Origin of the sequence: Pseudorhodoplanes sp. (genome assembly GCF_035565855.1) — a bacterium.
Classification (GTDB): domain Bacteria; phylum Pseudomonadota; class Alphaproteobacteria; order Rhizobiales; family Xanthobacteraceae; genus Pseudorhodoplanes.
Genome location: NZ_DATMRX010000251.1, coordinates 1 through 12,561 on the forward strand (window position 1 = coordinate 1; position 12,561 = coordinate 12,561).

General features: G+C 64.1%; 17 protein-coding genes. 5 read left to right on the plus strand and 12 right to left on the minus strand.

Features of this window, described 5'->3' with window-relative positions:
• Positions 1–140: 140 nt before the first annotated feature.
• Complete coding sequence (locus VN004_RS14185) at positions 141–371, minus strand: hypothetical protein (protein ID WP_325611188.1); 231 nt, start codon at positions 369–371, stop codon at positions 141–143.
• Positions 372–512: 141 nt separating this feature from the next.
• Here VN004_RS14185 and VN004_RS14190 point away from each other — a divergent pair, with 141 nt between their 5' ends.
• Complete coding sequence (locus tag VN004_RS14190) at positions 513–686, plus strand: hypothetical protein (RefSeq protein WP_325611191.1); 174 nt, start codon at positions 513–515, stop codon at positions 684–686.
• A gap of 6 nt (positions 687–692) precedes the next feature.
• Here VN004_RS14190 and VN004_RS14195 read toward each other — a convergent pair whose 3' ends face one another.
• On the minus strand, positions 693–1,946 hold the full coding sequence (locus VN004_RS14195) for an aspartate kinase (RefSeq protein WP_325611193.1): 1,254 nt from the start codon (positions 1,944–1,946) through the stop codon (positions 693–695).
• Between the two features lie 214 nt (positions 1,947–2,160).
• On the opposite strand from VN004_RS14195, the gene ubiG reads away from it, so the two are divergent.
• The 3 genes from ubiG (at position 2,161) to VN004_RS14210 (ending at position 4,375) form a co-directional block, all read left to right on the plus strand.
• Entirely contained in the window at positions 2,161–2,907 is a 747-nt protein-coding gene (gene ubiG, locus VN004_RS14200; protein ID WP_325611195.1) for a bifunctional 2-polyprenyl-6-hydroxyphenol methylase/3-demethylubiquinol 3-O-methyltransferase UbiG, read from the plus strand.
• Positions 2,908–2,980: 73 nt separating this feature from the next.
• Complete coding sequence (locus VN004_RS14205) at positions 2,981–3,334, plus strand: hypothetical protein (protein ID WP_325611197.1); 354 nt, start codon at positions 2,981–2,983, stop codon at positions 3,332–3,334.
• A 138-nt stretch (positions 3,335–3,472) separates the two neighbouring features.
• Complete coding sequence (locus VN004_RS14210) at positions 3,473–4,375, plus strand: DMT family transporter (RefSeq protein ID WP_325611199.1); 903 nt, start codon at positions 3,473–3,475, stop codon at positions 4,373–4,375.
• Between the two features lie 92 nt (positions 4,376–4,467).
• Here the strand turns inward: VN004_RS14210 and VN004_RS14215 are convergent, their stop codons facing one another.
• The 6 genes from VN004_RS14215 to VN004_RS14240 form a co-directional block, all read right to left on the minus strand.
• Positions 4,468–4,812 (minus strand): septal ring lytic transglycosylase RlpA family protein, encoded by a 345-nt coding sequence (locus VN004_RS14215; protein ID WP_325611265.1) that lies wholly within the window; start codon positions 4,810–4,812, stop codon positions 4,468–4,470.
• A 284-nt stretch (positions 4,813–5,096) separates the two neighbouring features.
• On the minus strand, positions 5,097–6,191 hold the full coding sequence (locus tag VN004_RS14220; RefSeq protein WP_325611202.1) for a S1C family serine protease: 1,095 nt from the start codon (positions 6,189–6,191) through the stop codon (positions 5,097–5,099).
• Positions 6,192–6,242: 51 nt separating this feature from the next.
• The gene (locus VN004_RS14225) at positions 6,243–6,713 is read right to left on the minus strand and encodes a DUF1178 family protein (RefSeq protein ID WP_325611204.1); all 471 of its coding nucleotides are present in this window, start codon (positions 6,711–6,713) and stop codon (positions 6,243–6,245) included.
• A complete protein-coding gene (locus VN004_RS14230) occupies positions 6,710–7,591 on the minus strand; it encodes a carbon-nitrogen hydrolase family protein (protein WP_325611206.1) in 882 nt (293 codons plus the stop codon). Before VN004_RS14230 ends, VN004_RS14225 begins: the two co-directional genes overlap by 4 nt.
• A complete protein-coding gene (gene grxC / locus VN004_RS14235; protein WP_325611208.1) occupies positions 7,588–7,860 on the minus strand; it encodes a glutaredoxin 3 in 273 nt (90 codons plus the stop codon). Before grxC ends, VN004_RS14230 begins: the two co-directional genes overlap by 4 nt.
• A 24-nt stretch (positions 7,861–7,884) precedes the next feature.
• A complete protein-coding gene (locus tag VN004_RS14240) occupies positions 7,885–8,622 on the minus strand; it encodes a ComF family protein (protein WP_325611210.1) in 738 nt (245 codons plus the stop codon).
• Between the two features lie 95 nt (positions 8,623–8,717).
• Between VN004_RS14240 and VN004_RS14245 the strand changes: the two genes are divergently transcribed.
• On the plus strand, positions 8,718–9,623 hold the full coding sequence (locus tag VN004_RS14245) for a class I SAM-dependent methyltransferase (protein ID WP_325611267.1): 906 nt from the start codon (positions 8,718–8,720) through the stop codon (positions 9,621–9,623).
• Here VN004_RS14245 and VN004_RS14250 read toward each other — a convergent pair.
• From VN004_RS14250 to VN004_RS14265, 4 genes are all read right to left on the minus strand, one after another.
• Positions 9,620–9,805 carry a Flp family type IVb pilin gene (locus VN004_RS14250; protein ID WP_325611212.1) on the minus strand — a complete coding sequence of 62 codons (186 nt, stop codon included), beginning with the start codon at positions 9,803–9,805 and terminating at the stop codon, positions 9,620–9,622. The two genes, VN004_RS14245 and VN004_RS14250, sit on opposite strands and share 4 nt — an antisense overlap.
• 16 nt (positions 9,806–9,821) lie before the next feature.
• A complete protein-coding gene (gene mutT, locus VN004_RS14255) occupies positions 9,822–10,226 on the minus strand; it encodes an 8-oxo-dGTP diphosphatase MutT (protein ID WP_325611214.1) in 405 nt (134 codons plus the stop codon).
• 59 nt (positions 10,227–10,285) lie between these two features.
• Positions 10,286–11,527 (minus strand): bifunctional glutamate N-acetyltransferase/amino-acid acetyltransferase ArgJ, encoded by a 1,242-nt coding sequence (gene argJ, locus VN004_RS14260; RefSeq protein WP_325611217.1) that lies wholly within the window; start codon positions 11,525–11,527, stop codon positions 10,286–10,288.
• A gap of 114 nt (positions 11,528–11,641) precedes the next feature.
• Positions 11,642–12,520, minus strand: coding sequence for a peptidylprolyl isomerase (locus VN004_RS14265; protein ID WP_325611220.1), 879 nt, complete (start codon positions 12,518–12,520; stop codon positions 11,642–11,644).
• Positions 12,521–12,561: the final 41 nt, after the last annotated feature.

Here is a 12,561-nt window from a genome sequence, read left to right on the forward strand (position 1 = left end):
GCGCATGAGGCCATGGGCTTGGCTGAAAGCCCGGCGTTCCGCGCGCCCTTGGGTTATCCAGGGGAAGGAATGCGAGACAGCCCTACGGCGAACCCCGCGCCGCAAAGAACAGGGGCGGCGGAGCTTTGCGTGCCGAAACTCTAGGCTTCGCCGTCGTGGCTATGGGCGCCGCGACCGAAAATACCGAAATCCGATGACTTGACGCCGTCGGTCGCGGCGACGCTGCCGGACGCCGTCAGGCCGATATTCAGGAGCTCCCGCACTGCGGCTGCGCGGCTCGGCATTCGGTTCTTGAACCGAAAATCGTCGACCAGAGCCAATTCCTGAGGTGACAGCATGATTTGCAGGCGCTGCTCTCGCACCGGCGGCATCGTCGTTGCCTCGTTTGAGCTACTTACTCAAAAACATAAGTTAGCTAACACTTCACAGAACGCAAATTCTGCTGTGTATTGGTAAAATACATCAGTATTTTCAAAGGGTTGATCCGTATCCAAGGCGTGCTACGATGCCCGATGCTTTATCGGATCTACACGGTCGGTGATGACGGCCACTTCCTCCGGGTCGAGGAAATCGACGCGCCCGACGACGCCAAGGCTTTGGCGCTCGCGAAGCAGCGGCAGAACGGGCTTCCGCTCGAGGTCTGGGACGGCGCCAGAATGGTGACGCGCCTCGACCGCGCGCGCTGATTGCCTCTAGGCCTGGTCGAGGCCGTACAGCGAGTGCAGCGTCCGCACCGCAAGTTCGGTGTAGGCCGCATCGATCAGCACCGAAAACTTGATCTCGGACGTCGTGATCGCGCGGATGTTGATGTTGCGCTCGGCCAAAGCCTTGAAGGCCCGCGCGGCAACGCCGGCATGGCTGCGCATGCCGATGCCGATCACCGAGACTTTCGCGACATCGGTCGCGCCGTCGACGCGCTGGAAGCCGATCGCGTCCTTCGACTTCTGGATCACGTCCATGGAACGCTGATAATCGGCGGCCGGCACCGTGAAGGTCAGGTCGGTGGTCTTGCCGTCGGCGGAGACGTTCTGGACGATCATGTCAACGTTGACGCTGGAATCGGCGAGCGGGCCGAAGATCGCGGCGGCGATGCCAGGCTTGTCCTCGACATTGCGGATTGAAATCTGCGCCTCGTCCTTGGAGAAGGCGATCCCGGTGACGACCTGTTGCTCCACGATATCCTCCTCGTCGCAAATCAGCGTGCCCGGTGGCATGCCGTGCGGATCGATGTCTTCCGGCTTGTCGAAACTGGAGCGCACGAAGATCTTGACCTTGTGCACCATGCCAAGTTCGACCGAGCGGACCTGCAGCACCTTGGCGCCGAGCGAGGCGAGTTCCAGCATCTCCTCGAACGCCACCTTGTCCAGGCGCCGGGCCTTCGGCACCACGCGCGGGTCGGTGGTATAGACCCCGTCGACGTCGGTGTAGATGTCGCAGCGATCGGCTTCGATCGCCGCCGCGATCGCCACCGCGGAGGTATCCGAACCGCCGCGGCCGAGCGTGGTGATGCGGTTGGTCTCCTTGTGGACGCCCTGGAAGCCGGCGATCACCGCGACTTCCTTGCGCTCGCGGAAGCGCTTCACCAGTTCCGAGCCGTTGAGGTCGGTGATCCGCGCCGAGCCGTGCGCATTGGTGGTGTAAAGCGGCAATTGCCAGCCCTGCCAGGACCGGGCGCTGATGCCCATATTCTGCAGGACGATGGCAAGGAGGCCCGCGGTCACGTTCTCGCCGGACGAGACGATCGCGTCGTATTCGCGCGCGTCATGCATCGGCGCGGCGTCCTTGCACCAGGCGACCAGCTCGTTGGTCTTGCCGGCCATGGCGGAGACCACGACGGCCACATCGTGGCCGGCCTTGTATTCGCGCTGCACATGGCGCGCGACATTGCGGATGCGGTCGATATCGGCGACCGACGTTCCGCCGAATTTCAGCACGAGACGTGACATGAAAGGATCGGCGCCCTGATGAACCCTCAACGCGCGGCTGGGGCGAGACGCCGGGCGCGGGCGCTTTCATAGCGGCGCCATGCCGCTCCTGCAAGGCACCGAACTGAGCGAAAATTGATGGCGGCGCTGCGGCCGGTCGCTAGAAGGGGCATGTTGGGATTCCGGCGGTCCGGGGGGTATGGTTGCCTGGGGTCCGGGAGTGCGGGTGAGGTTCATGCCGAAGCAAGCTGCGACCACGGTCGACCGGGGTGAGGTCGAACAGTTTTCCAGGCTCGCCGCGCAATGGTGGGACGAACGCGGCCCGATGGCGATGCTGCACAAGTTCAATCCGGTGCGGCTCAGCTATATCCGCGATCAGGTGTCGATCCATTTCGGGCGGAACGCGCGTCAGATCGGTTGCCTGTCCGGATTGCGGATCCTCGATATCGGCTGCGGCGGCGGCATCCTGTCCGAACCCCTCGCGCGGCTTGGCGCGAATGTGGTCGGTGCCGACCCCTCGGAGGCCAATATCGAAGTGGCCCGCCGCCACGCCTCCCTGACCGACCTCTTAATCGACTATCGTCCTGTGACGGCCGAAGTGCTCGCCGACCAGCACGAGAAGTTCGACGTGGTCCTGGCGATGGAAGTGGTCGAGCATGTCGCCGATGTCGGCCTGTTCGTGCGGCGCTGCGCCGAGATGCTGCGTCCGAACGGGATGATGATTGCCGCAACGCTCAATCGCACGATGAAGAGCTTCGCACTCGCCATCGTGGGCGCCGAATACGTGCTGCGCTGGCTGCCGCGCGGGACCCATCGCTGGGACAAGTTCGTGACGCCCGCGGAACTGGAGGCGGCGATGCAGGCGGCCGGCCTGAGGGTCGTGGACGAGCGCGGTGTGGTGTATCGCGTGATGGCAGACCGCTGGGAATTGTCGTCGGACATGGACGTCAATTACATGCTCGCCGCGACGCGCGGTTCGTGATCCCGTTGCCAACGATTTCCGTCGCGTCGTCGGCTATGCGATGATGACGCCCTGATCTCTTGAGGAGCCGCCCATGATCGTCGAACTCGTCACCTTCTCTTTCCCGGATGGACATACCCGCGAGCAGGAGCTCGATGCCGTGCGAGGGGTGGTCGGAAAATGGGCGGCCAATCCCGATCTCGTGCGCAAGCATTTCCTCTGGGGCATCGGGGATGCCGCCGGCACCGGGGCCGGGTTCTATATCTGGCCTTCCATCGAGGCAGCCGAACGGGCGCATAACGATGAATGGCGCGAGGCCGTGAAGAAGCGCACCGGGGGCTATCCCACGATCCGCTATTTCGACTTGCTGACCCTCGTCGACAACGAGCGCGGCGCGATCACCGAATGGGACGCCAACGGCAAGGCGCGCGAGCTTGAGACGGTGTGAGTGTGGGAGCCTCGCGCCACGCTTTATCCTCTGTCATGCCCCGCGAAAGCGGGGCATCCAGTATCGGCCGGCGGGCGTTGACTGGATCGCCCGCCTCCGCGGGCGATGACAGACACTAGGCGCTGCGGATTGCCGTAAATGTCCGACACCGGCTGGTTGTGGATCGTCTTCACCCTGCTCGCGGCTGGCGGACAGACCATTCGCAATGCCATGCAGCGCGAACTGACCGCGACCCTCGGCACCGCCGGCGCGACGCATGTGCGCTTCCTGTTCGGCTTTCCGTTCGCTGTCCTGTTTCTGGGCGGTCTTCTGCTCGTCACCGGCGCCGCTTTTCCGTCGCCGCCGCCTGTCTTCTGGCTCTGGGTTTTGCTCGGGATGGGCGCGCAAGTGTTGGCCACGGCGTTGATGCTGATGGCCATGGGCGAGCGATCCTTCGTCGTCACCATCGCCTATATCAAGACCGAGCCGGTGCAGGTGGCGTTGTTCGGCCTGATCTTTCTCGGCGACAAGCTGACATTCGGGATGGTGACCGCGATCCTGATCGCGACGGCCGGCGTGGTCGTAATGTCGCTCAAGCCGGGCGGTGCGGCTTCGGACCAAAGCTGGCGCCCGACGCTGATCGGCCTCGCCTCGGGTGCCGCCTTTGCCCTGTCGGCGATCGGCTACCGCGGCGGCATTCTCAGTCTCGGACTGTCCGACTACGTGATGGCGGCGACCTTCACGCTCACTGCGGGCTTGCTGATGCAGGCGGTACTGCTCTCGGCCTGGCTGATGTGGCGGAGCCCCGACGTCATGCGCGCCATCGTCAAGGCGTGGCGGCCGTCTCTGTTCGCGGGCTTCATGGGAGCGACCGCGTCGCAATTCTGGTTTCTGGCCTTTGCGCTGGCGACCGCGGCAAGCGTGCGCACGCTCGCGCTCGTTGAAGTGCTGTTTGCGCAGGCGATCTCTCGCTTCGTTTTCGGCCACAAGACCACGGCGCGAGAGGGTGTTGGCATTGTTCTGATTGTCGCTGGCGTCGTGCTTCTGATCTGGGCGCACTGACGCGACCAGGCGGGATGTCGCTCTGCCAAAAAGCCGGAGCCCCCGTTCACGTTGAACGAGGGCTCCCGAACATCACAATGTCGAAGATGAAATTACCGCGACAGTGCCACAGGGGCGAGACCGGCAAATCCGAGCGCCCGTGCAGCCGCCGGGGACAAGTCGATGACACGCCCGCGCACAAAGGGGCCCCGATCGTTGATCCGGACCGTCACCGAGCGGCCGTTCTTCTTGTTGGTGACGCGAACATGGCTTCCGAACGGAAGGGTCCGGTGCGCAGCCGTCATGGCTGACGGGTTCATACGTTCGCCGTTAGCGGTCTTCCGGCCGGCATATCCGTCGCCGTTGCCATAGACCGATGCGATGCCGGATTCGGCATGCGCCGCACCTGCGAAGGAAAGACAAATTGCAAACGCCAATGCGTAGGCTCGAGCCTGCATCTTCTGGAAATCCCTGTGTTGTTGGAGAACGGCGCGCGCTTGCCGCCCGAATGAGACCGTGATGTGGCGAGCGGCGATCGACACGAGCGGTAAAAAAATGTCATCGCTCGCGTGCGTGTCGGCAATTCTCGCGCGACTCCGCGTCTCACTCGTTGGATGCCGTAAAGCTTGTGCTTTTTGCTTCGCGTTAACCAATGCTTGAGCGAATTCAGTTGCCCACACGCGGGCGGCGCAATCAACTGATGTGACAACACTGAGTCAAAGTTGAACGAAGTAAGCCGAAACTATCGCTGCGAAATGTCCGCAGTCTCGACCGTAATTGTGCGTTCCGAGCCGTCGCGGAGGATGGTCAGCCGGATCTGGCCGGGCACGCCGATCCTTTCCAGGATATCGGTGAGGTCGGATAGCTTGCGGATCCGCTTGCCGTCCGCGGCAACGATCACGTCGCCGATTGCGCCGGTACGCGGATCGACGCCGCGCAATCCGGCTTTCGCCGCGGGTGAATTCGGCATGGTCTGAACGATGATCACGCCGTCGATGCCTGCTCGCGAGGCGACCGCTTCGCTCGCGGCAACGATGCCAATCCCCGGCGTACGCACCCGCCCTGACTTGATCAATTCGGGCACCACGCGGTTCACGACATCGACGGGAATCGCGAATCCGATGCCGGCGCTTGTCCCGGACGGTGACAGGATCGCGGTATTGACCCCGATCAGGCGACCGGCGGAATCGAGAAGCGGCCCACCCGAATTTCCTGGATTGATTGCAGCGTCGGTCTGAATCACATCGGCGATCTCGCGCCCGCCCGCCGTGGGCATGCGCCGTTTCAGCGCGCTGATGACGCCCGTGGTCAATGTCTGATCGAGGCCGAAGGGATTGCCGATGGCAAATACCAGTTGTCCGACCTTCAGATCGGCCGATGTGCCGAGCGGCAGCGGCGCCGGCAAGCTGACGAAATTCAGGACGCGCACCACCGCGAGATCATAGCCCGGTGCGGCGCCGACGAGTTCGGCATTGTAGATCGTGCCTTCGGAGGTTCTGACGGCGAGGCGCGTCGCATTCTGCACCACATGGGCATTGGTCACGATGTTGCCGGCGGCATCCCACAGAAAGCCGGTGCCGGTTCCGGTTGCGGTCTCGTCTCCTGCAACGAAGCCTCCGGCGTCCCGCATCGCAACGATCTGCACGACGGAAGGTGATGCTCGCTCGAAAAGCGAAATGGTGCTCTGTTCGAGGCTCGACAGATCGCCGCGTGGCGTGATCGGCCGCTGCGCTGTCTGAGACAGAAGGTGATAGCGCGCGTAAGGCAGGACCAGCATCGCAAGGATCGCGATGCCCAGCGCCAGGATGACCAGTTGGACGAGCGATCCACGCCTCATCGGGCCTCACCTCAACGCCGGTGTCACGACCGCAAGGGCTGGTCGCGAAGCTCAGTTCCGTTCGTCAGGCAGAATGGGCAGCGGGTGAAACTCGATACCCTCGTCGCGCAATTCCTTGGCTTCCTCGGGCGTGGCCTCACCGTAGATCGAACGGTGCTCGATTTCGCCGTAATGCATCTTGCGCGCTTCTTCGGGAAATCGTCTGCCGACATTGTCGGCATTCTTGGTCAGGTGGTCGCGCAATTCCTTCAGCTTGGCGCGGAATTCCTGCTCCTGCGGCGAAATCATCGCGACCGGCGCGGACGCGGGCACCTCGACGGCAGGGGCGGAAGGCGCATCACTCTTGCGTTTGCGCGCAGAGCGACTGATCGCTGGCGCCATGATCGCCTTCTCGACCTTCTTGGTATCGCAAACGGGACACGTCACGAGGCCGCGCTTGCGTTGCCGGTCATAGTCGGCGGAGTCGCTGAACCAGATTTCGAAATTGTGTTTTCGCTCGCAGACGAGCGCGTATTTGATCATGCCGGGTCACCGACGACGTGCAGGTGGGCCGGTTCAGCCAAAGGCTCGATGATGTCGAACCGGCGGCCATGTTGCAGGGATGGCACCTTGCCGCGCGCGGCCGCAACCTCGGCCGGGTCGATCTCGACCAGCATCACGCCAGGCTCGGTGCCAAGCTCGCCTATGATGCGCCCCCACGGATCGACGGCCAGGGAATGGCCGAATGTTTCGCGGCCGTTCTCGTGGGCGCCGCCTTGCGCCGCGGCGAGCACGAACGAGCCATTCTCGATGGCGCGCGCGCGAACCAGAGTATGCCAATGCGCTTCGCCGGTCTGTCGCGTGAAGGCAGCCGGGATCGTCAGCACCGTCGCGCCGGCTTCGGCAAGCGCACGGTAGAGCGCCGGGAAACGCAGGTCGTAGCAGATGGTCAGGCCGAAACGCGCCCAGGGCAGATCGACCAGGACCGCGCTTTCGCCCGGCCGGAAATTGTTCGACTCCCGATAGCTTTCGCCGCCGGCCAGATCGACATCGAACATATGGATCTTGTCGTAACGCGCGACGATCTCGCCGCGCGGATCGATGACGAAGGAGCGATTGGCCGCCTTCTCCGCCGATACCCGTATCGCAAGCGAGCCGATATGCAGGTAAAGCTTGTGCTGGCGCGCCAGTTCGCGGAAACGCGCAAGGCAGATATCGTTCTCTTCCGGAGCGATGGCGGCGAACAGCTTCTCGCGCGACAGCTCCATGATGTTGGTCATCTCGGGCGTCTGCACATAATGCGCGCCCCCCGCGGCGGCTTCGCGGATCAGCGCGCTCGCGTCGTCAAGGTTGGCCTGCGGAGACCGGCGGGATCGCATCTGGATCAGGCCGGCGCGGAAGGTGCCGTTCGATCGGGTCATGCCGCAGGTCCGGGCTGGGCCAGCAGAGGATCGAGCTTGCCCGCGTCATCCAGCGCATACAGGTCGTCGCACCCGCCGACATGGGTCTCGCCGATGAAGATCTGAGGCACGGTGGTGCGACCGCGGGCGCGCGCGCGCATCTCGGCACGCAAGCCGGGATTGCCGCCCACATCAATTTCCTTGAAGGCGACGCCCTTCTTCACCAGGAGGTCCTTCGCCCAGGCGCAATAGGGGCAATAGGCGGTGGTGTAGATTTCGACCGGTGGCATGGGACTTTGTTTTCGAGGAAATCTTTATATGGGCGTGCGCACGCTGTCGACAACCCGCGCGAAAACGAGCACGTCCACCTGCCGGGCGCCGGCCCGGAGCAAAGCCCGCGCACACGCGTCGACAGTCGCGCCCGAGGTCAGGACATCGTCGACCAGGACCACCTGCCGGCGCGCGATCTCGGCCTTGCCGGCGGCGTCTACCCGGAATGCGCCTTGCACATTGCTGGCGCGTTCCGATTTCGACAACCCGACCTGCTGCGGCGTTGCCTTGACCCGCTTCAGAACCGAATAGGCGACCGGCAGATCCAGCTCGGCAGCCACGAGCTTTGCGAGCGTCGCCGACTGGTTGAAGCGGCGGGCCCATAGCCGCCGCCAATGCAGTGGAACCGGCACCACGACATCCGCGTCCTTCAGAAGATCGGCGCCAGCCCGTCGCATCCAGCGTGCCATGATCGGTGCGAGGTCGAGCCGGTCGCCATATTTGAGAGCGTGCACCATCGTGCGGGCGATGTCGTCGTAGCGCACCGCCGCGCGAGCCCGCGCATAGGCGGGCGGATCGGCGATGGCCTGCATCGAGAAAATCCCGGGCCCCGGGTCGTAGGTAAAGGGAATGCCGAGCTTCTCGCAAAACGGTCGTTCGATCGGCGACAGCTTCGACCAGCAGGAGGCGCAGAGCCCGGCGCCGTCGCCGACCGGTTCGCGGCAGGAAGGGCAAAGCTGCGGTAGTCCGGTGTCGAGAATGAGCTTAAACGGAACGCGCATGGCCGCCGCGATTTGCGACAGGCGGGCGGATATGCGTTGGTCCCCAGCCGTTCCGAGCATCCGCTGAGCGTAGCGCCACGAGGAGACGCGTGAAAGTGGCAGAGCCGCCGCCCCGCCTGTTCGACCGCAGCCTGCAGCGGCTGCGCCGCCTGCGTGCTCTGCGCGCCGGAGCGGTGGATTTTCTGTTGGCCCATGCGGCGCAGGAACTGGTCGAGCGGCTGTTCGCGGTGAAGCGCGACTTTGCCGTTGCCGCGGATATCGGAACGCCCGGCCCCGCCTTGCGCACAATGCTGCGACAACAGCAGCTTGCGCCCGTGGTGATCGGCGTCGATCCGCTCGCCCCAATGCTCGATTCAGGGGAATCGCTGCTCGTCGCAGCGGACGAGGAGGCGCTGCCCTTTGCCGACGGATCGCTCGATCTTGCGGTATCTGCGCTCGCGCTCCATGCGGTGAACGATCTGCCCGGAGCGCTGGTGCAGATCCGCCGGGCGCTGCGACCGGACGGGCTGTTCCTTGCCGCAATGCTCGGCGGCGAGTCGCTGACCGAGCTTCGGCAATCCTTCGCGGCCGCGGAGGCCGAGATCGAAGGCGGCGTGTCGCCGCGTGTCGCTCCGTTTGCGGATCTGCGTGACCTCGGTGCGTTGCTGCAACGGGCGGGTTTTGCGCTGCCGGTGGTCGACACCGACCGCATCACGGTTCGCTATGCGACCGCACTGGATTTGCTGCGCGATCTGCGCGGCATGGGCGCGACCAATGCACTGGTCGAGCGGCGGCGCCTTCCGCTGAAGCGGGCAACCTTGCTCAGGATGGCCGAGATCTATGCCGAACGATTCCGCGATCCGGACGGACGTCTGCGCGCGAGCTTCGACATTGTGTGGCTGTCGGGCTGGGCGCCGCATGAGAGCCAGCAGAAGCCGCTGCGGCCCGGCTCGGCGCAGGCGCGGCTGTCCGATGCGCTCAGGACGGTCGAAGTGCGAGTGAAGGACGAAGCGGACGACTAGCTGCCCAGCGCAGCGTCGACGGCATCATATAATCCCTTGACGGAAACGCCGAGAGCATTCACCGCGCCGACGATCGCGGCGGCAATTCCGGCGGCGATCATCGCATATTCCACAACAGTTGCCGCGCGCTCATCGCGCAGGAAGCGGTGGAGGACTTGTCCGTGACGGGTCCGCAGGTTCATCGGCGTATTCTCATCGCTACAACAGTGCGGCCAGATGCGGGATCAGCGGCGCATCGGCAGGCGGCATCGGGTAGTCTCTCAACTTGTTCGGTCTCACCCAGGCGAGCCGCACGTGATGTCTTGCGCTCACCTGGCCCTCCCAGCGCCGGCACACATAGAGCGGCATCAGGAGATGAAAGTCTTCATAAGCGTGGCTCGCAAACGTCAGCGGTGCGAGGCAAGCTTCCTTCACGACGATTCCCAGTTCTTCCTGCAACTCGCGGATCAGGGTCTGCTCCGGCGTTTCGCCGGCTTCGACCTTCCCGCCGGGGAATTCCCAAAGACCTGCCATCGCCTTGCCGGCCGGACGTTCGGCAATCAGCACCCGGCCGTCCGCATCGATGAGGGCACAGGCGACAACGGTCAGAAGTCTGGCGCTCACGACGGGTCGTCCACTTTAAGAAAAGGCGTGTTAATGGCGTGCTAAAGCATGCGGAGAAATTACGATCGATAATCGCCGTTGATGGCGACGTAGTCCTTGGTCAGGTCGCAGGTGAGCACGCGATCGCGTCCCTTGCCGAGACCCAGCGCCACGGTGAGCTCGATCTCCGGCTTTTTCATCGTCTCCGAAACGATTGCTTCATCATACGAGGGGTCGCGCGCGCCCTTGGTGGCGACGCGAATTCCGTTGAACCAGATCGAGAGCTTGTCCCGGTCGGCCGGCTCTCCCGCCTTGCCGACCGCCATCACCACACGGCCCCAATTGGCGTCCTCACCCGCGATGGCGGTCTTCACCAGCGGAGAATTGGCGATCGACATGGCAATCCGGCGTGCCGACTTGTCGGAGACGGCGCCCTGCACCTTGATCTCGACGAGCTTGCGCGCGCCTTCGCCATCGCGCGCGACCTGTTCGGCGAGATTGGCCAGCACCTCATGCAGCGCCTTGCGGAAAGCCTTGAGCCTCGGATCGGTTGCCCGCGCGATCTTGGGCGCGCCTCGCGTCGCCGCGGCGCCGGTGGCGAAGGCGAGCAGGGTATCGGAGGTTGAGATGTCGCCGTCGATCGTCACCGCGTTAAAGGTGTCGGCGACGCCATCGCTCAAGAGGCGCTGCAGGGCATTCGCCCCGATCGGCGCATCGGTGAAGATGAAGGACAGCATGGTCGCCATATCCGGCGCGATCATGCCTGCGCCCTTGGCGATGCCATTGATGGTGACCTGCGTCTTGCCGATACGCGCTGTCGCCGTCGCGACCTTCGGAAAGGTGTCGGTGGTCATGATCGCCCTTGCGGCGTCAAGGAAGCGACCTGGCGCCGCATCCTGCTCAAGGGTCTGCATGACGCCTTCGAATTTCGTCGCATCGAGCGGTTCGCCGATGACGCCGGTCGAGGCCAGGAACACCTCCTTCACGCTGCAGCCATTGGCCACAGCCGCAAGCTTTGCCGTGAGTTGCGTTGCCGCGCGGCCGGACTTGCCGGTGAAGGCATTGGCATTGCCCGAATTCACCACCAGCGCGCGTGCTGTCCCCCCCTTCAGATGGGCCCGGCACCATTCCACCGGAGCGGAAGGACATTTCGATCGGGTGAAAACGCCCGCAACGGTCGTGCCTTCGTCGAACGCCGCGAACAGGACGTCGGTCCGGTTCTTGTACCGGATGCCGGCCTGCGCGGTTGCGATCCGCACGCCGTCGATCGGCGGCATCTCGGGCACGGTCGTGGGAGCAAGGGGTGAGACAGCGGTGGACATGGGGAGCCTCTTGGCGCGGCAGCGTGCCGGCGGCTCACCTCATAGCGGGCGCGATGACAAAAATAAAACGGGACGCCGTGGCGTCCCGTTCAATTCCCCGATCGGAGACGGGTTTTACTTCTTGGCCGGCGCAGCCGCGTCCGGCTTGGCGGCCGGGTCCGCGGGCTTCTGGCCGACTTTCTCGATCTTGGCGTCGGCGCGCAGCTTCTGGATCAACTCCGCCTGCGCCTTGCGCTGCACGAAATTCTCGATCTGATCCTTCACCTGGTCGAAGGACGGCGGCTGCTTGGCGCGCTTGTCGTCGACCCGGATGACGTGCCAGCCGAACTGCGACTTCACCGGATCGGAGATCTGGCCCTTGTCGAGCTTGAAGGCGGCTTCGGCAAATTCCGGCACCATCTGATCCTTGGTGAAGAAGCCGAGGTCGCCACCGGAATCCTTCGATCCAGGGTCCTTCGACTTTTCCTTGGCGATGGCCGCGAAGTCGCCGCCCTTCTTCAGGTCGCTGGCGATGGCCTTGGCCTCGTCTTCCGACTCGACGAGGATATGACGTGCACTGACTTCCTGCTCGTTGCCGATATCCTTGATGGCGTCGGCATAGACCTTCTTCATCGCCTCGTCGGTGACCGCCGCCTTGGCTTCATTCTGGAGCAGCGCTTCCATCAGCAGCTTGGTGCGGGCGAGGGCGAGCTTGCGCTTGAATTCGTCGGTATCGCCCAGCTTCCTGGCCTCGGCTGCCTTGGAGACGAGGATCATGTCGGCGACATAGGTCGTCAGATAGTCCTTCTTGGCATCTTCAGCCATCGGCGGCAATTGAGCGCCAACGTCCTCTTCGGCAGCCTTCAGGTCGCTTTCCTTGATCTCGGTACCGTTGACACGTGCGACGACCGGATCAGTCTGCGCGACCGTCTTCGTCGTCGCTCCGGCGAGGGCGAGCAGCGCGGCCGCAGCAAGCGCCGGCAGCCGGAAATAGGCGGGGTGGGTCGGGTTCATTGGCGTTCCTTCGGGCTGGCCTTGGGCCGGCTGCTGAATGC